The sequence below is a fragment of the Staphylococcus pseudintermedius genome, assembly GCF_034042775.1.
Classification (GTDB): domain Bacteria; phylum Bacillota; class Bacilli; order Staphylococcales; family Staphylococcaceae; genus Staphylococcus; species Staphylococcus pseudintermedius.
The window spans coordinates 2,417,942-2,436,470 of the sequence record NZ_CP120150.1; the positions used below are offsets into that span (position 1 = coordinate 2,417,942).

Consider the following 18,529-nt stretch of genomic DNA (forward strand, 5'->3'; position numbering starts at 1 on the left):
TGGTTGCGTAGATACAAACGAAACATCTCGTTCACATACCGTCGGAGAAACAATGAGATAAGTTGTGGAGGAATCTGTGACACTAGATTGCTTCACAACTTTTTATATTTAGCTATAGGACGCTTCAAAAACTTCCTCTAAATCGTGTTGTGCCTGTTGTAATACCGCTTCTTTACTTAATTTAGCTGTACCTTGAGCGCGAACAATGTAATAGTCATCAAATGCTATCATTTCTTTAAACATCGCTTTTAAATATTGAGGCGCAAAATCTAAAGGTTGATAGCGATCTTCGTTAGTATAAATGGAACCGATCGCCTGGATATATAGCGCTTTATAATTATCAGTCATTAACCCTACTGAACCGTCAGACGTATATTTGAAAGTTTGACGCACTATCAAAATGTTATCAATATAATCTTTTAAACGTGATGTAACATTAAAATTGTGCAGTGGCGAAATGATGACAATGCGGTGATGTGATTTGAATTGTGAAAGCAAGGCTGCATTAATCTGAGCGAGGCGTTGTTCTTCTGCTGTCATTGTTTCACCTGAAGATTGCTTATCCCAAACATTAAGCAACTGCGCCATTTCAATACGGGGGTAATTCAATATCATATTAAATTTAGAATATCCGGTGTATCATTTGGGAATTCATCGTTGTATTTTTTTAGAAACATGGCTTGCATTTGATTGGCAAAGCTGTCCTTGTTGTTGAACCTCGGATGTGCGTTAATGATTAACGTTTTCATAATTGATGCTCCTCTTTTTTTGGGTGAGACGAGTATAGTAATGATAGTTTTCAAAATATATCTTTTAAATTAATACATAAAACCCCTCTTTCAAAACGATTTATCTCTTCATTATACTCACTTGATCTTGGCGAAAAGCAAAAAGACTGAGATATGATCCCAGCCTTTATGATTACAATGCATTGCTGTTCATGAGACACCAATAATTCAATGTGCTTGATTGACTTCATATCGAAAGCTTGTCCTCGTCCTCTCATTTGATGTTAGATTGCCTAACTGGATTTACTTTCCCATGCCATAAACACATTTTGGCAATCATAGAAATATAGAATCTATATCAAAGAAGACAAATTCAGCAATACTTATGACAATCAAAAGTTTTAGTCGGAAATGAATTGAATTCGATTAACTACCCTTTTTATTGTTCCTCTGCCTTTACTTTTTTTATCTCTTTAACAATCTTTTCGAATAGTATTGCTATAACGATACTCGCGATGAAATAATAGATTGCAATCATAGGTAACATTTGATGAATTGCTGTGAATACATCGTTTCCCCTGATTAAAGTAAATACACTATACACAATTATGTAAGTTAATGGTGTCATGATATAAACGAGGTTAAATAGTAATTTAGGTAAGTTCATAAGCAACTCCTTCAAAAATTTTTCTAGCTATTTGCATAGGCAGCACATTTACCACCGTAATATGCTGTAAATGCTGATAGACCTACCAAGTTAGAGCCAATAGCAAATTTTAAGAGTAATTTTGCCGCTTCTTTGTATGCTTTCTTTTTCATGTATGCGTAAAATCCACCTTCCATAATTGCCGTTACTACACCAACTCCAAATTGATCAGCGACAGCACTTGTTATACAACTTTTGAATTTCCCACTATTAAAACTTCTATATGATGTGGGTTTTTGGTCCACCATGATTTCTTTTTTTAACTGCTTTAATTCTTGTGCATCCCCATATTTTTCAGATATTTTGTTCACATCCATATCAATAATGTTACCATTTTTATCTTTTGTCGAAGCTTCTTCATAAATAAATTTTAGCATTGCTGCTACCTTATCAACTTTTTGTTGTTCGGAAATATTTGATGTTTGAGCACTAACTGGCAAAGAGATAAAACTTATTATCAAAATCATACTCATTAATAATATAAAAAATTTTTTCAAGTTAATATTTTCCATAATTTTAATGCCCTTTTTTCATTTTATAGTAAAGTAATACAAAAAACTATTTTGTCAATACATAACGTATATCATATAACAAAATATTTGGTGTTAAAATTAAATATTAAAGAATCTCTTGCCCAAAACCAAAAAGACTGAGATATGATCCCAGCCTTTTTGGTTACATTGCATTGCTGTTCATGAGACACCAATAATTCGATGTGCTTGATTGACTTCATATCGAAATTTTGTCCTTATTCACATCATCAAACCGCTATTTTTGTAAAATCTTTTCAATATAAAATGCAGATTCTTCAATTGAACGATATTCTGTATTAATGACTGTCGCATTGAGCTGTTTAAAAACCTCTTCCGCATAGGCGAGTTCTGCTTTAATGCGCTGTAAATCATTGTAATACGCTTGTTTCCCTTTTATACCGAGCACTTTCACACGCTCTGTTCGAATGCTCATAATATATTCAGGGCTTGCGGTGAGACCGATGACTTTCAATTTTTTGTCTTTTACGATGTCATAAGGGATGCCGATTTCAGGCACTAACGGAATATTAGCGACCCTGTATCCTTTGTTCGCTAAATACATACTTAAAGGTGTTTTAGATGTTCTAGAAACACCGACAATAAGGACGTCCGCTTCTTCAATATCTGTAAAATGTTTGCCATCATCATATTTGACTGCATATTCTATTGCGTCAATCCGTTTGAAATAGTCTTCATCTAACTCACGTATTTTTCCTTTTTCCTTCACAGGCACATGACCCGTTGCGGCTTGAACATGCTGCATGAATGGTGACATGTAATCAATGTATGGAATTTCATGTTCCAAAGCGTACGCTTGCCCCAATGCATTGAAATGATCCGTCACTAAAGTTGTCACGACGATGGCTTGCCGTTCTTTGGCGAGTTTTAGTACGTTAAGGAGCGCTTCCTCACTTTCAATCAATGAAAATTTCTTCATTTCTATCTGTGTCAGCTTCGGAAATTGACTCATCACCGCATGCACCATACGTTGTGCGGTCTCACCTAATGAATCTGATATGATAAAAATGGTCAATTGCGGTGTTGTTGTCATATTATCCCTCACTTTCAACGACACTTTGTGCTGCCGCTAACTTGGCACCTGGTACACGGAATGGCGAACATGACACATAATCAATCGCCATACGGTTAAAGTGGTGGATGGATTTCGGGTCCCCGCCGAGCTCACCACAGACACCGATTTTAATATTAGGATTTGCGGCTTTTGCTTGTTCTGACGCATTACGAACGAGTTCACCCACGCCATCCACATCTAAAGTTTGGAATGGATCAGCTGCTAAAATATGTTGGTTCAAATAGTCATTAATAAATTTTCCGGCATCATCACGAGAAAAGCCGAAAGTCAGTTGTGTTAAATCGTTCGTACCAAAGCTGAAGAAGTCGCACTCTTTCGCAAGGTCACCCGCAATCACACAAGCGCGCGGTGTTTCAATCATCGTCCCTACTAAATAATGGAGTGATTGGTTCGTGTCTGTCTCAATTTGCTGAATCGCATCCAGAATTTGTGCTTTTAATACTTTAAACTCTGCCACAGTAGAAACGAGCGGCACCATAATTTCTGGATGACATGTGATACCCTCTTCTTTCAATTGTGCCACACTCTTCATCATCGCTTCGACTTGCATAACATACAATTCTGGATATGTGATCGCGAGACGACAACCACGGTGGCCTAACATAGGGTTCGTTTCATGCAATTCTGCTATGCGTTGTTTCAACTGTGCCGCTGAAATGTTTAACTGCTTTGCGACACTGTCAACTTCTTCGTCAGATTTCGGTAAAAATTCATGAAGCGGTGGATCGAGTAAACGCACAATCGTTGGACGTTCGCCTGATAAACGGAAAATTTGTTCAAAATCTTCTGTTTGATATGTGCGAATACGGTTTAAAGCTTGTGTTCGCGTCTCATCGTCTGAAGATAAAATGAATCGACGCATTTCTACTAATCGTTCTGCACCGAAAAACATATGTTCTGTACGGACAAGGCCAATACCTTGCGCATTGAACTGATAACCCGCTTCAATATCAGGCGTCGTTTCCGCATTCATACGAACACCTAGACGCGCAATCTCTTCCGTCCATTGCATAAATTGTTCGAACGCCTCGCTATGTTCTGCACTTGTCGTTTCCACGATACCAGCATAAATGTCACCTTGTGCGCCGTCGACAGAAATTTCATCACCTTCAAATAACTGACCATTCGCATAAGTCACTGTTTTCTCACGTGTATTAATTTCAAGGTCCGCACAGCCTGTCACACAACATTTCCCCATGCCACGCGCGACTACAGCCGCATGCGACGTCATTCCACCGTGTGTCGTTACGATGGCTTCACTCGCAATCATCCCTTCAATATCTTCCGGTGACGTTTCTGGACGCATTAAAATGACTTTTTCGCCCGCCTCAGCTTGACGTTTCGCTTCTTCTGCTGAAAACACAATTTTACCCGTCGCCGCACCTGGACTCGCTGGTAAACCTGCCTTCGAAATGATTGTCGCCGCTTCTAACGCTTGTGCTTCAAATGTTGGATGTAATAACGTATCAATGGATTTCACGTCCACTTTAGTCATCGCATCTTTTTTCGAAATGACACCCTCTTCGACTAAATCAACCGCAATTTGCATCGCCGCTTTCGCTGTACGTTTACCATTACGCGTTTGCAGAATATAAAGCTTTTCATTTTCAATCGTAAATTCAATATCTTGCATATCTTGATAATGTTGTTCGAGTTGGTCCGCCACAGCCACAAATTGTTCATGGACGTGTGGCATTTGGTCGTGTAATGTCGCAATATCTTGGGGCGTACGAATCCCTGCGACCACATCTTCCCCTTGTGCGTTCAACAAATATTCACCAAATAGTTTCGCTTCACCTGTGACAGGATTGCGCGTAAAAGCAACTCCCGTTCCACTTTGCGGTCCACTATTACCGAACACCATTTCTTGTACATTCACAGCTGTTCCAATATGATGTGGAATGTCATTCAGGTCACGATACACACGTGCACGGTCATTATCCCAAGATTTGAAGACTGCCTCAATTGCTTCTAACAACTGATCAAGTGGGTTTTGTGGGAATGGTTTGTACACTTCTTCAATATAAACCGTTTTAAAGTGTTCACAAATTTCTTGTAACCCTTCAGCCGGAATATCCGCATCATTTTGATAACCGTGCGTTGCTTTGTAATTATCGAAGTATGTATCAAATGCAGTCATCGGAATCCCGTACACGACTTCCCCAAACATTTGTAAGAGACGACGATAACAATCATAAGCAAAACGTGCATCATTCGTTTTACGTGCGAGTTTTTCAACATTTTCATCATTCAAGCCTAAATTTAAAATCGTATCCATCATGCCTGGCATCGAAATTTTAGCCCCACTACGAACTGAAACAAGTAACAGGTTTTCATCTGAAGAAAATGCTTTATTCGTACGCCCTGAAAACGCCTCCAATTGTTCTTGTAACTGTGTTTTCACTTCATCTGACAACTGGTCACCACGCTCTAAATATTCAATACATGCGGCTGTCGTTATCGTGAAGCCATCAGGAACTGGTAAACCTAAACGCTTCATTTCTGATAAATTGGCCCCTTTGCCACCGAGTAAATCTTTCATATTTTTCTGACCTTCATCAAATGCATAAACATATTTTTTCATACTGAGCACCTCTATCTTTTTAATATGCCATACTAATTAAATAAAAGTATGTCATATTAATCCGAAATTGACAATCAAAAATAGCTGTATTCATTAATTTTTTTATTTACTGTCAATAATTTGTCATAAAGAAGGCCCTGTCCAATTATCAAAGGGTATCACATCTTACGTCCATATTGATGACACCGTTGAAGCAGCAATCAAAGCGCTCGATTTCGAACCAGGTATTTATAACGTGACAGATGACGAGCCGATTGATGGCGAAACATGGGCTACTTGGTATGCCGAACAACTGAACGTTTCTTCTCATATTAAATTTTTCAAAGCGCAATCATTCGAACGTGGCGCGGACAATCGAAAATACAAAGCACAAGATGGCACATTGTTATATTCAACTTGGCGCGATGGTATGAATGTAAACGAATAAATAACCGTAACGGAAAGCATACTTCAAATGGTGCTTTTCGTTTTTTATTTGAATTTATTGAAGTCTCTGTTTAATTTTGTTCAATATGACATGCTTAAGAGAAAATGAATGATGAAACCATGATTTCAAAATGCTTTTTGATGTTCACACGCGCACTACTTTAAATTCGGAAATATAGTGCCGGCAAAGATAAGGTGATAACAGTCATTTAAAAACCAGATAACGCTAGCGATTGATATAGATTTAAGAAGGAGCAACTTCAAAAAGCGAGCCATATTTATCCGTACACTAGCAACCATGTCCTATATATTACGAAAGCTAATTGCCAAAAATTTAGTTGCAAACCAAAGTGAATCCACTGAGTAATTAGCTTATTACAAATAAAGTTTTACACATTATTTCTTAACCGTTTATTAAATGCTTTAAGAATTGTTTAATTTCAATTAATTCCGAGTTAATTTCTCTTATTTTAAAAGTGATATATAATCAATGCTTACAAATTAATTAATTGGGAGATTAAAAGTAATTTGTAACTATAAACATATTCATATTAAGGGAGAAGAATTAATGAAAAAGAAATTGCTTGTTTTATCCGCAAGTGCTGTGCTTGCTTCACACTTTTTAGTTGGAGGAGAAGCGTCTGCCATTGTTTCGGGGGAGAAAAACCCTTATACATCTAAATCTTTATCAATCACTGAGAAAAGTAATACATCATCAGATACAACGAGTCGATACAAAAAAAGCTTAGAAGATTTGATTTATGCATTAAGTATTTATAATCATGAAAGATATGATGAGCCAGAATATGAGGCAGCCGTAAAGAAATATCAACAACGTTTTATGGCTGAGATGGAAGCGATGAACCAATTTTTGCAAGGCGAAAAAGTTAAAGAAAGAAAAAGACAAAAGAACGAAGATATTCCAGAACATGTTATCGGATTAACGTATGAAAGATATAAATCAGTTTTTGAAGAATTGAAAAAAAATAAAAACGACTTTGAAAGAGAAATCGCTGAACTGAATGACAAACATCCTGAGTTAAAAACTTTTAATCATCAACAACAAAGTGAAGCAGATCAAAAATTAAATAATCTAGAAAATCAAGTGTTAATGTTAGGTCAAACATTTACTAGGAAAACAGATGCAAGAGCTAACTTATATCATAAACTCGATATGAGCATTGGTAACTTAGACTATGAACGTGAAGAAAAGAAACCGATTAACAAAAGGATGTTAGACCGAAAAATAGAAGACTTGGAAACGATCATTGATGAATTTTTTGAAGAAGCGGATTTAGCACGTCCTAAAGAAATCCCTGTTTTGACAAGAGAAAATGAAAATGATAATAAAGTAAAAAATAAACTTAGAGAAGATGCTAATAAAGCTAAAACAGACGAAAAATTAAGACATCCAAGAGCTTTAAAACAACAAAGTATTGACGCACCATCTCAACCGAGTGACCAAGAAGTTGCGCAACCATCAGTTAATAGCATCGAAATCAAAGCACCACAAACTGCAACACCACAACAACCTGTGCATACTGAAACAATCGTACACACACCAATGACTGCTGTACCACAAACGAAGCATGAGGCTACATTCGAAGTACCTCAAGGGCGTAACACTCAAACATCAGCTACTGCTAACAGTGAACAAGCAACTGAAACAGTCGACGTACCAAAGGCAAATGGACAAGTACAATCTGAACAAGTCGCGACACCTGGAGTACAACAAACACATTCAATGGCACAACAATCAGAGACACCTCAGCCAGTAGCAGAAGAAACTGAAACAATCACAGAAAATCACGTCGTTGATATTGATGAATCTACTACTTTCCAAAAGTCAGGCTATTTGTATGGTGTAAGCGAAAGTGATACATCTGGCTACACAGAAAGAGAAAAGCGCGCCATTCGACGTAACCATGTGAGAGAGGCAGAAGCATTAGTAAACCAGTACGTTGAGACACATCGTTACCAAGACCGAATGGCGGCTCAACAAAAAGTCAAGACATTAAGCAAAGCACACCAAAAACGCTTTAACAAAATGATTAATAAAGCTTACAACGGTCAATAAAATATCAAATAATCAAGAAAACCCTTATTTTAAGTTGTAACTCAAAATAAGGGTTTTACTTATTAAATTTCCATGACATTAATTAATAATCATTTAAAAATTAGTTAATATTAAAATCCCTAGTATCTCTATATAATTAAAAAGTCTTCAATGACAAACAATAGATGACAACATATTAAGGAGAAAAATCATCATGAAGCAATCAACTATTCTAAAAGTAAGTTTAGCAGTAGGTATTTTAACAACAGGTGTGGGGATACACAGTCAGGCAGCCGCATTCGCTAGCGAAGCACATGCTCAAAATGTTCACTCTGAAGCGCAACAACTTAAAGATTATTACTCTAAAACTTATTTTGAATACAACGACGTGACTGGTTATGTAGAAGATAATAACAAGTTAAGTGTCGTAACACCTCAGGAAACTTTAGTATCAATATCATTATTAGGAAAAGACGCATCTACATATACGGATAAAGAAAAAGCGTATGACGGTTTAGATCTCTTCGTTGTACCTGAAGGAACAGATAGAAGTGCCGAAACGAAATCTATTGGGGGCATTACAAAAACGAATCAACGTTCATACTACGATTACGTGAAAAAACCTAATATCATCATAAATAAAAAGTATGGTGAGCTAACTTCAAGCATGAGCACAAATGACTTTTCGATTAACAAAGAAGAAGTGTCTTTAAAAGAATTAGACTTTAAACTTCGTCAAAAACTGATTAATGAATATGGTTTATACCAAAACGGTTCAAGTAATGGAAAAATTGTCATCAAAATTGGGGATAATGATAAAGACATCATGACTTTAGAGTTAAATAAAAAGTTACAAGAACACCGTATGAGCGACACGGTGGATGTCAATAAAATCCAACAAATTACGATAGATCTGTAAAAAGTTCTATTTGATATAGATAAAAGAGGTAGCCCTAAATGGTTGCCTCTTTTTTTGTAGTATCATTCATAAAAACAGGCTAGGAATAACATTATCCTAGCCTACCTTACTGTATATTTAAAGAATCACCGTATCTTCTTTTTCTTGAATCATTTCCACAATTTCATTATGTTCATTCATGACTGCTACTTTAGGGGAATGTGAATGTAACTCCGTCTCATCTAACTGCGCATATGTCATAATAATGACCACATCGCCTACTTGTACGAGACGCGCGGCTGCACCGTTTAAACAAATTTTACCACTGCCGCGTTCACCGGCAATGACGTATGTTTCTAAACGTGCACCGTTATTATTGTTGACGATCGCGACTTTTTCGTTTGGCAAAATATCAACTGCCTCTAAAATGTCTTGATCGATTGTAATACTACCGACATAGTTCAAATTGGCTTCTGTGACACGTGCACGATGAATTTTTGCGTTCATCATAGTTCTTATCATTTTTCTGTTTCATCTCCAATAATAATGTTATCGATTAACCGTGCTTGGGTAAACTTCACGGCTAATGATATAAAAATACGTCCTTCTATGTGTGCTTGCTCTCTTAATTCGGGGTAACTGTATACGGCAACCTCTTGAACTTGACCACTTGTGTGGGTCTGTAAATATTTTGTCACTTTATTAATAATGACGCTACTTTCGCGCTCACCCGCATCATACAACGACTGTGCGAGTGCTAAACTTTGACGTAAATGGACAGCTTCTTGTCGTTCTTCCGCTGTTAAATAAACATTTCTTGAACTTTTCGCTAATCCATCCGCTTCACGCACAATATCGATACCGACAATTTTAACGGGGTGGTTAAAATCGCGGACCATTTGTTCGACAATTGCGAGTTGTTGGGCGTCTTTTTTACCGAAGTATGCGACATCAGGTTGAACAATGTTAAACAACTTATTGACTACTGTCACAACACCATCAAAATGGCCTGGACGTAGCGCACCTTCTAATACTTTTGCTAAACGCCCCACTGTTACATGAGTGCCGATTTCACCTGGGTACATTTCTTCTACTGAGGGATAAAAGACGTAATCCACATCGATTTGACTGACCATCGCCTCATCTTCATCAATTTGACGAGGATAGGCATCAAAATCTTCATTTGGACCGAATTGTAATGGGTTAACAAAGACACTGATGACGGTGATGTCATTGTCCTCTGTTGATTGACGCATCATCGTTAAATGACCATCATGTAACGCTCCCATTGTCGGTACAAAACCGATTGACTTGCCTTCACGATGAAATTGTCTTGCGAGTTGTTGCATTTCTTGAATTGATGTTATACGTTGTGTCATGCGTCTACCTCATCCATAATTTGCTTTTTATAAGTGTATGCTTCAGATGGAAATACACCTGTTTTCACTTCTTCATTATATTTTTCTAACGCAGCGATACCGATTGAGAGGTCACAGTACTGTTTAACGAATTTCGCATGACGATCCACGCCATAATTGAGCATATCGTGATAAACCAACACTTGGCCATCTGTTCCTTTACCTGCGCCGATACCAATCACTGGAATTGTTAATTTTTCTGAAATGACTTGGGCGAGATCACTCGGAATCGCTTCAAGCACTAATGCAATCGCACCTGCACGTTCAACTGCCTGAGCATCTTCAATCAGTTGTTGTGCCGCTTCTTTCGTTGTACCTTGCATCTTATAACCCAATACGCCAACACTTTGAGGTGTCAAACCGAGATGTGCAACAATCGGAATCCCCATTTGTGTTGCTTGTGTCATAAAGTCAGTCAAATGTGCACCTTCTACTTTTAAAGCATTTCCACGACTTTCTCTATAAAGACGAATCGCATTTTCAATATCTGTTTTAGCATCGATACCTACTGAACCAAATGGCATATCGACAACCACAAACGTGTCTGGGGCACCACGACGAACAGCACGGCTATGATGCAACATATCTTCAAGTGTCACATCGACTGTGCTGTCATAGCCTAATACCGTCATACCTAGTGAATCACCCACTAGAATCATATCGATATTAGCCGCTTCAACTTGTTTCGCACTTGGGTAATCATAAGCGGTCACCATTGAAATTTTTTCACCGTCACGCTTCATTTGCTGAATATGATTTAAAGTTTTCAATTCTTTCACCCTTTAATTTTTATTATATCAATAGTAAATCAAGTCACTTGAATTTTCCATTGATTTTTTTATTTTTGCAGAACGCTTCCTTTAATTATGAAAAGTATTTGAACATTCACTTCTATTAATCACATATACTTCTCATTTATCGTTTATCTACACTTTACAACTTTTCCAAAACATAATAAATTAAAGCATATTCATATGTGGAACAAAAATACTTAAATTAATTAGAAGAAAGGTGATCTCCAATGACTCGAATTGCTGTTATTGGTCCAGGTGCAGTAGGAACATCTATTGCAGTCGCCCTATCCGATGAATACGAAGTCACACTGGTCGGACGTCGTGCTCAAACTTTAACATTTGAAGATTATGTAGATCAGACAACTCGTACACTTTCCGTGAATGCACTCCAAGAAGCGACAGAACCGTTTGATTTAATTTTTATCGCCGTGAAAACACATCAATTGGCGAATGTGATTGCCAAACTACCCGAACTCACACACGACAAAACCACCCTCATTCTTGCACAAAATGGCTATGGTATGCTTGCACAATTGAAAGATTATCGCGCCTATCAAGCGGTTGTTTATATCAGTGGTCAGAAAAAAGACAGCCATGTGACGCACTTCAGAGACTATAAATTACATCTCCAATCTGATGCCGTCACAGAACAACTCGCACAAGCATTCTCAGCAACAAAGTTAGAACTCGTGTTGGAGCCTTATATTCAACAAGCGATTTGGTATAAATTAATTGTCAATCTTGGCATTAATACTGTCACTGCACTCGGACGCGATACTGCCCGTGTCCTTAAAGATGAACGGATGGCTGAACTTTGCCATCAATTGTTAATAGAAGGCGAACAAGTGGCACGTGCAGAAGGGATACATTTCGATATGGATTTCGTCACATCAATCATGAATATTTATGCAGGTTATCCTGATGAAATGGGGACGAGCATGTATTACGATACGATGAATCAACATCCTTTAGAAGTAGAAGCGATACAAGGCTACATTTATCGACGAGCTAAAGCCCATCAATTGGACACACCACATTTGGAGACCATTTACACCTTGCTCGCCTATCAAAATCAAAGTAGGTTATAGTGAAAAGTAAGTAGTTACAATACTTGGATTGGAAAATTTGAATAAGGAAGTCTGAGAAAATTCACGCTCCCCGGACTTCCTTCTTTATGCTTATTTCAACTCTGGCCAGTACGCTTTGTTCGCTTCAATTAAATCATCTAAAATCGCTTTTGCTACTGCTGCATTCGGTACTGTTTTTGATAAAGTTATCGCTTGCCATAGTTTTTGATATGATGCTTCTTCATATGCTTCTACAACAAGTTTTTCCACACCGACTTGTTGTTCCATTAATGCTTTTTGGAAGCGTGGAATTTCGCCAACGACTAACTTTTCTGGACCATTGCTACCTACAATACAAGGCACTTCTACCATGGCTGTTGGATCAAAGTTAATAATTGCGCCTTGGTTTTCAACGATCATCAACATACGCTCTTTCGTATTGTATGCGATTGCTTTTGCAAGGTCTACAATGTATGACGCGTGCTCATCAACCGTTAATTCCGTGTCTTTCGCTGTGCCTTTGTCGATGATATTTTGACATTGCGTAAAGATAAACTTTTCACGCCCATCCATGACTTCATTCGCACGTGTATATTCTGGATTCGAATGTTCTACTTCTTGCGTTGGGAAGAAGTAATATTTCAAATACGTATTCGGGATTGTTTGCGGATCTAACGCTTGAACGTCACGCGCTTTTTTAAGTGTATTGTTCCAGCTCTCTTGCTTTTCTAATTCAGAACTACCATCTGTCGCATAACCATGCTCACTGACATGACGAATTACTTCAGGCATTAAAGAATTACCTTTTTTATCGCGAATATCTGTCCACCATCCAAAGTGGTTTAAACCGTAATAATTCACTTCAAACTCTTTACGAGATTCAAGTCCTAAATTTTTCGCAATCAGTTCTTCAATTCCAATCGGCATATCGCAAATGTTCAATATTTTAGAATTCGGACGTAATTTACGTGTTGCCTCAGCTACAATGGCTGCAGGGTTTGAGTAATTGAGCATCCACGCATCTGGAGAATACTTTTCCATAAAGTCAACCAATTCAAGCACACCTGGAATAGAACGCATCCCGTATGCAATACCACCAGGTCCGCAAGTTTCTTGACCGACGACACCATGGCGTAATGGAATCTTTTCATCCAATTCACGCATCGCATATTTACCTACTCGAATGTGTGCCATCACAAAATCTACATTCGTAAATGCTTCTTCTGGATCCACACTGGCAATCAGTTTCATTTCTGGTGCACGCTCTTTCAAAATGATTTCACATGCGTCTGCAATCGTTTTTTGACGGGCTTCATCATTATCATAAAGTTTGATGGTATCAATTGGAAACTCGTCTAAATAATCCAATAACATCATAATAATCCCCGGTGTAAACGTACTTCCGCCACCTGCAATTGTAATATTAAACTTCTTCATTTATACTTCCTCCTCTTTTTCCAACTTTTCTTCAAAGTAATCCCTGACTTGTGGCACACTCATGCCAACAATCACTTGAATACTACGCCCACTCTTCACTAATCCATGGGCCATTTGTTCATGTGTAAAGTAGTCACTTTCTCTCACTAAATTTGGATCTTTAACAGTTAAACGTAAACGTGTTGCACAGTTCGTCACATCAACAATGTTGTCTTTGCCACCGAGACCTTCTAAATAATAAATCGCTTTTTGGTCATATTCATTTTCAACTAATGCTTTTTTGGACGCACTTTGCTTTTGTTGATAATCTTTTTTCGTAAACAACTTAGCACCTTCATCACCTTTACGTCCTGGAATTGGAATATCAAACTTTTCAATTAAATATTTGAAAGTCACAAAATAAATACCTGTGAAAATAAAGCCGATAATGAATTGTGCGATATATACACTCGCATGATTACCGAATAATGGAATCCAGTTCGTCGCAGCAATTTCAATCAAGCCACCACCCATCAGACCAACGACACCGAACGCATTCATTAATGTCACCATTGTTGCGCCTAATACTGCATGAATCGCGAATAAATATGGTGCAATGAATAAGAATGTGAACTCTAATGGCTCTGTAATGCCAGCAAATATTGCAGTTAATGAAGCTGGTACAACCAATGCGATGACTTTCTTTCTATTCGCTTTTGGTGTTGAGAACACCATTGCTAAAGCGACACCAAGCAATCCAAACATTTTGATATTTCCTTGTAATAAGAAACCATATGGATAGAGTTCTTTTAATGCTTTCGTTGAGTTAGAAAATTCATTAAGATGATGAATCCAATAAGGTCTCAAACCACCATCTACCGCAGTTGGCCCAAACTCAAATGGGGTATAAATGAAATGATGTAACCCAGTTGGTATTAAAATACGCTCTAAAAAGTGGAATAACCATACACCGATGAGCCCTGAATGTAACATCACACCTTGTAATGATTTAATCCCTACTTGGACGTATGGCCATACAAATGCTGTGACAATTGCAACTGGAATCATCAAAAAGAAACCAATCATGACAACAAATGTAAGCCCTTGGAAAATCCCTAACATCTCAGGCAACTTTTGATCATAAAAACGGTTATGTATCCAAATCGCAATCGCTGAGATCAAAATGGCACCGATAATACTTGTATCTAATGTCGGGATACCTGCAATCGTTTTAACACCCGTAACATTTTCGACCCCTTTACTTAAATCAACCCCAAACACATCCGGCCAAATCGTCAGTAATGCATTGATGAAATTATTAAATACGAGATAAATCATCAATGCTGCTAAAGTTGCACGCCCTTGTGCTTTTTTCGCTAATGAGATAGGCAAACCAATCACAAAAGCTAACTCCATGTGGGTGAAGATGGTCCAACCCCCACTCTCAACCACACTCCAAATGTTAAACCACGTTGTTCCTTTTGCTGCAATGCTCCCCATAATATTTTCGTTTTTAAATAGTGTCGCTAACCCAACAACAATACCGAAAAACGCAAATAGAATAACAGGAACAATCATCGCACTCCCAAAACGTTTGATTGCATTCATGAGCAAAAACCCCTCCATCAGATTAGAAGATTTCTGTGCGAACCGATATCGCGCTGTTATGATTAAACACGCGTGACTACTCTGAATTACTTTTAATCATTCTAATCTTTTTCATTTGATGAACTGTGTCGACAAACGATGCATTTCATCTAGCCTCAATATAATTGAAGCGCTTACATTTTGGAATGCATTTGACACTTTTTGGAAGCACATAGTACGATTGGGTTATATTTACAATTGATGAAAATATTTTCAGGAGGCGTTGAAGGTGCTATTAGATCGATTTGTAAATGCAAACTATGACCAGTTGAACGACAATGATTTACATATTATCAAAACCGTTCATGACCATATTGATGCTATGAAGAAGATGAAAATTCAAGACTTAGCTTTAGTCGCACACACTTCCATTTCGTCCATTCATCGTCTTTGCCGTAAATTAGGGTTTGATGGCTATAGCGAATTAAAAACGTATATTAAACTCAACTATCAAAAGGAAGCATTACCACAAGATACTATTGCATTACTTGAACACGATATTCAACAAACGATGAAGCATCTCAATCACATCGACTTTTCGAGCCTTAACCAACGTATTGATGAAGCGCCTTTTATTTATATTTATGGGACAGGCACAGCACAACAATCCGTCGCACAAGATGTACAACGTCAAATTCTCGCATTGCACAAAAAATCTGTCGTCTTGAAAAATGAATTAGAACTTTTACATGCGCTCGATATGATGTCGCCATGTGAATTGCTCATTATTATTTCGCTTTCCGGTGATACTACACGTTTTGAAGAAGTCATCAAATCTATTAAAGCACGAGAACTTTCCTATATTAGTGTGACGACACTTCAAGACAATTCGTTAGCGCAACATGCAACGTTTAACATCTATGTTCATAGCACACCTTTCCGTTTGTTCAATCAAGTTGACAACTCTAGTTTCGTCACTTTCCATCTCGCCTTTGATATGATTTTGAGAAAATATAGCACTTGGAAGTTAAAGCAACCACATTAATTTAAATACTGCAGTAGCTAAATCTATGCTGTCGTTTGTGATTTAACAATGTTGGTGCTGTTTGAATCCATTAAAAAACAAGGGTATGCCACCACAGTGGACGCACTACCCTTGCACATATCAAACTATGCTTTTGTGTTTTGATTTTCTGGTTGTATAAATTGTAATTCATAGACAGAGCTTTCATCGTAACGATTGAAGCTATCAATATGCCCTTGTAAGTAGAGCGTTTGTACTTTTCGACTGACGTTATGTTGATATTGAATTTTAATTTGGAGGTTCGATTCATAGCCATTATTTTCAATAGTACGATCTAATTCGTCAAATACGTCCTTGTTAATCGGTAGAAGATAACTTTCTTTGCTCGGTAAAATACTGACATACTTGCTCTGTAACACGTTTTCTTCATCCAAGTACACTTCTATCTTGATTTGTTTAGCCGCACCCGCACCAAGGTTAAATAATTTCAAATAATCCTCGCCCCATTGAGCATCTTCTGTTTGATGTGCTGATGTATTTCTTAATTTTAACTTTTCTCCATCACGCGTCATCAAAATTTGGTTAAATCCGAGTGCGGGTAAAAAACTCATTTTCATTTGGTACAACTGTATTGATACAGAGATAAAATAGAATAATGCCATAATAAACGTACCAATCGAACCTATCGCAGAAATGATATTAATCATCTCGATACACCTCTAATAAATCAATTTTATTTTAAACTTATTCCACGTTAAAGACCGTTTTAAACTGAGGATATCAACTATTACCAAGCGCGTACGGAGGGCATTATCCTACTATGTTGTAGTGATTCTATCTACTTCACCATTTTATTTTTCGTTTCATCCGAAAAAGCAATGTAGCCTTCACGAATATTGATTACATTTTGATAACCTTTTGCCTCTAGTAGACCTACAGCAATAGAACTTCTCACACCTGATTGGCAATGGACATAAATTTCATCTTCTTTATTGAAAGGTAAAGTTGCATCCTTTAGTTGACCATGTGGCACATGCACTGCTTGTGGTAAATGTCCATTATGCCACTCTTGGTCTGTTCGAACATCTAAAACGTGTTCTTCGTCTCCTATAAAATCTTTACTATGCACATGTTGTGTTACGATACTGCCTTGAGGTTGCTTATAGCCTGCTACATTATCATAGCCAATCAATTGCAATGTTTTCGTTGCACGATCAACCACTTGTTTATCACCAATTAAATCAATCGATGCATCATAATCTAGATACCATCCTATTTGATTAATAAAGTTTTGATTATACGGAATATTAATCGCACCTACCACATGACCACCATGAAATGCATGCGCACTACGTAAATCAATCATCATTCGGTCTTCACTATAAGAAGGGCTCACAAGATAAGGCTCATAGCGTGCACCTCCATATTGATTCATTTGTTTCATTTGTGCAAAATGTTTAGGGGGTTCGGGTTGATTTGTTGTTAAAGTTGTAATAAATGTATCTTCATCTGGTTGATTAAATGCCCAGTTATTTTGTTTTTCATAACCTAATGTTGTCATAGGAATTGCACCTAACGATTTACCGCATGGACTGCCTGCACCATGTCCTGGCCAGATTTGAATAAAGTCTGGCAATTTACGTACACGAGCTATAGATTGATACATTTGCTTGGCACCCACTGCTGTAGACCCTTCGATTTGTACCGCTTTTTCTAATAAATCAGGTCTACCGATGTCTCCCACAAAAATAAAGTCTCCTGTAAATAGTCCCATCGGTTGTGTTGCACCTGCACCTTCATCTGTCAATAAAAAGCTAATGCTCTCAGGGGTATGTCCAGGCGTGTGTAATACCTCGATTTTAATGTAACCCACTTGAATGACATCGCCATCTTTAACGAACTTTGCCTGTTCAGGAATATTACGGTATCCTAAAGATTCATTTCCTTCACCTGAAATAAAGATGGTCGCATTTAATTTTTCCGCTGCATCGCGTATACCAGAAGCAAAGTCAGCATGAATATGTGTTTCAGTGGCATAATCAATACGCAACCCTTCTTTTTCTGCCGTTTTAATATATTCTGACAGGTCTCTGACTGGATCGATAATCATCGCCTCTCCTGTACGTTGACATCCAATTAAATAAGAGGCTTGTGACAAATGTTCATTGTAAAATTGTTTGAAATACATATCAATCTCTC

The 18,529-nt window shown here is 37.6% G+C and carries 17 protein-coding genes; 5 read left to right on the plus strand and 12 right to left on the minus strand.

Features of this window, described 5'->3' with window-relative positions:
- Nucleotides 1–108: 108 nt before the first annotated feature.
- From P3U61_RS11470 to ppdK, 5 genes are all read right to left on the minus strand, one after another.
- On the minus strand, nucleotides 109–615 hold the full coding sequence (locus tag P3U61_RS11470; protein WP_370863436.1) for an NAD(P)H-dependent oxidoreductase: 507 nt from the start codon (nucleotides 613–615) through the stop codon (nucleotides 109–111).
- A complete protein-coding gene (locus P3U61_RS12335; RefSeq protein WP_274540849.1) occupies nucleotides 612–749 on the minus strand; it encodes an NAD(P)H-dependent oxidoreductase in 138 nt (45 codons plus the stop codon). Before P3U61_RS12335 ends, P3U61_RS11470 begins: the two co-directional genes overlap by 4 nt.
- A gap of 669 nt (nucleotides 750–1,418) precedes the next feature.
- Nucleotides 1,419–1,946 carry a hypothetical protein gene (locus tag P3U61_RS11475; protein ID WP_225549885.1) on the minus strand — a complete coding sequence of 176 codons (528 nt, stop codon included), beginning with the start codon at nucleotides 1,944–1,946 and terminating at the stop codon, nucleotides 1,419–1,421.
- A gap of 256 nt (nucleotides 1,947–2,202) precedes the next feature.
- A complete protein-coding gene (locus P3U61_RS11480) occupies nucleotides 2,203–3,030 on the minus strand; it encodes a pyruvate, water dikinase regulatory protein (protein WP_372584734.1) in 828 nt (275 codons plus the stop codon).
- A complete protein-coding gene (ppdK, locus tag P3U61_RS11485) occupies nucleotides 3,020–5,644 on the minus strand; it encodes a pyruvate, phosphate dikinase (protein ID WP_199569385.1) in 2,625 nt (874 codons plus the stop codon). Before ppdK ends, P3U61_RS11480 begins: the two co-directional genes overlap by 11 nt.
- A 235-nt stretch (nucleotides 5,645–5,879) precedes the next feature.
- Between ppdK and P3U61_RS11490 the strand changes: the two genes are divergently transcribed.
- The 3 genes from P3U61_RS11490 (at nucleotide 5,880) to P3U61_RS11500 (ending at nucleotide 9,045) form a co-directional block, all read left to right on the plus strand.
- On the plus strand, nucleotides 5,880–6,071 hold the full coding sequence (locus P3U61_RS11490; protein ID WP_140223705.1) for a hypothetical protein: 192 nt from the start codon (nucleotides 5,880–5,882) through the stop codon (nucleotides 6,069–6,071).
- Nucleotides 6,072–6,638: 567 nt separating this feature from the next.
- On the plus strand, nucleotides 6,639–8,147 hold the full coding sequence (locus P3U61_RS11495; protein ID WP_199597043.1) for a coagulase domain-containing protein: 1,509 nt from the start codon (nucleotides 6,639–6,641) through the stop codon (nucleotides 8,145–8,147).
- A gap of 193 nt (nucleotides 8,148–8,340) precedes the next feature.
- A complete protein-coding gene (locus tag P3U61_RS11500) occupies nucleotides 8,341–9,045 on the plus strand; it encodes an exotoxin SpEX (protein WP_020220128.1) in 705 nt (234 codons plus the stop codon).
- Between the two features lie 117 nt (nucleotides 9,046–9,162).
- Here the strand turns inward: P3U61_RS11500 and panD are convergent, their stop codons facing one another.
- Genes panD through panB form a run of 3 tightly spaced genes read right to left on the minus strand, consistent with a single transcriptional unit; the run spans nucleotide 9,163 to nucleotide 11,212 of the window.
- Nucleotides 9,163–9,546 (minus strand): aspartate 1-decarboxylase, encoded by a 384-nt coding sequence (gene panD, locus P3U61_RS11505; RefSeq protein WP_014614860.1) that lies wholly within the window; start codon nucleotides 9,544–9,546, stop codon nucleotides 9,163–9,165.
- Nucleotides 9,543–10,403, minus strand: coding sequence for a pantoate--beta-alanine ligase (panC, locus tag P3U61_RS11510; RefSeq protein WP_131090825.1), 861 nt, complete (start codon nucleotides 10,401–10,403; stop codon nucleotides 9,543–9,545). Before panC ends, panD begins: the two co-directional genes overlap by 4 nt.
- A complete protein-coding gene (gene panB / locus P3U61_RS11515) occupies nucleotides 10,400–11,212 on the minus strand; it encodes a 3-methyl-2-oxobutanoate hydroxymethyltransferase (protein WP_014614862.1) in 813 nt (270 codons plus the stop codon). The genes panC and panB overlap by 4 nt, the downstream gene beginning before the upstream one ends.
- A gap of 251 nt (nucleotides 11,213–11,463) precedes the next feature.
- On the opposite strand from panB, the gene P3U61_RS11520 reads away from it, so the two are divergent.
- The gene (locus P3U61_RS11520; RefSeq protein WP_014614863.1) at nucleotides 11,464–12,324 is read left to right on the plus strand and encodes an oxidoreductase; all 861 of its coding nucleotides are present in this window, start codon (nucleotides 11,464–11,466) and stop codon (nucleotides 12,322–12,324) included.
- A 90-nt stretch (nucleotides 12,325–12,414) separates the two neighbouring features.
- Here the strand turns inward: P3U61_RS11520 and P3U61_RS11525 are convergent, their stop codons facing one another.
- Nucleotides 12,415–13,740 carry a 6-phospho-alpha-glucosidase gene (locus P3U61_RS11525; protein ID WP_014614864.1) on the minus strand — a complete coding sequence of 442 codons (1,326 nt, stop codon included), beginning with the start codon at nucleotides 13,738–13,740 and terminating at the stop codon, nucleotides 12,415–12,417.
- Nucleotides 13,741–15,327 carry an alpha-glucoside-specific PTS transporter subunit IIBC gene (locus tag P3U61_RS11530; protein ID WP_041613302.1) on the minus strand — a complete coding sequence of 529 codons (1,587 nt, stop codon included), beginning with the start codon at nucleotides 15,325–15,327 and terminating at the stop codon, nucleotides 13,741–13,743.
- Nucleotides 15,328–15,595: 268 nt separating this feature from the next.
- On the opposite strand from P3U61_RS11530, the gene P3U61_RS11535 reads away from it, so the two are divergent.
- Complete coding sequence (locus P3U61_RS11535) at nucleotides 15,596–16,351, plus strand: MurR/RpiR family transcriptional regulator (protein WP_014614866.1); 756 nt, start codon at nucleotides 15,596–15,598, stop codon at nucleotides 16,349–16,351.
- 125 nt (nucleotides 16,352–16,476) lie between these two features.
- On the opposite strand, the gene P3U61_RS11540 is transcribed toward P3U61_RS11535, so the two are convergent.
- Together P3U61_RS11540 and cstB are read right to left on the minus strand one after the other, a co-directional pair.
- A complete protein-coding gene (locus P3U61_RS11540) occupies nucleotides 16,477–17,037 on the minus strand; it encodes a hypothetical protein (protein WP_014614867.1) in 561 nt (186 codons plus the stop codon).
- Between the two features lie 131 nt (nucleotides 17,038–17,168).
- Complete coding sequence (gene cstB, locus P3U61_RS11545; protein ID WP_014614868.1) at nucleotides 17,169–18,518, minus strand: persulfide dioxygenase-sulfurtransferase CstB; 1,350 nt, start codon at nucleotides 18,516–18,518, stop codon at nucleotides 17,169–17,171.
- Between the last annotated feature and the right edge of the window lie 11 nt (nucleotides 18,519–18,529).

Coding starts and splice junctions, on each gene's coding strand:
- panC (WP_131090825.1), bottom strand. CDS start 10,403: ATGACACAACGTATAACATCAATTCAAGAAATGCAACAACTCGCAAGA.
- P3U61_RS11540 (WP_014614867.1), bottom strand. CDS start 17,037: ATGATTAATATCATTTCTGCGATAGGTTCGATTGGTACGTTTATTATG.
- ppdK (WP_199569385.1), bottom strand. CDS start 5,644: ATGAAAAAATATGTTTATGCATTTGATGAAGGTCAGAAAAATATGAAA.
- P3U61_RS11475 (WP_225549885.1), bottom strand. CDS start 1,946: ATGGAAAATATTAACTTGAAAAAATTTTTTATATTATTAATGAGTATG.
- P3U61_RS12335 (WP_274540849.1), bottom strand. CDS start 749: ATGAAAACGTTAATCATTAACGCACATCCGAGGTTCAACAACAAGGAC.
- P3U61_RS11525 (WP_014614864.1), bottom strand. CDS start 13,740: ATGAAGAAGTTTAATATTACAATTGCAGGTGGCGGAAGTACGTTTACA.
- cstB (WP_014614868.1), bottom strand. CDS start 18,518: ATGTATTTCAAACAATTTTACAATGAACATTTGTCACAAGCCTCTTAT.
- P3U61_RS11530 (WP_041613302.1), bottom strand. CDS start 15,327: ATGAATGCAATCAAACGTTTTGGGAGTGCGATGATTGTTCCTGTTATT.
- panD (WP_014614860.1), bottom strand. CDS start 9,546: ATGATAAGAACTATGATGAACGCAAAAATTCATCGTGCACGTGTCACA.
- P3U61_RS11520 (WP_014614863.1), top strand. CDS start 11,464: ATGACTCGAATTGCTGTTATTGGTCCAGGTGCAGTAGGAACATCTATT.
- P3U61_RS11470 (WP_370863436.1), bottom strand. CDS start 615: ATGATATTGAATTACCCCCGTATTGAAATGGCGCAGTTGCTTAATGTT.
- P3U61_RS11495 (WP_199597043.1), top strand. CDS start 6,639: ATGAAAAAGAAATTGCTTGTTTTATCCGCAAGTGCTGTGCTTGCTTCA.
- P3U61_RS11500 (WP_020220128.1), top strand. CDS start 8,341: ATGAAGCAATCAACTATTCTAAAAGTAAGTTTAGCAGTAGGTATTTTA.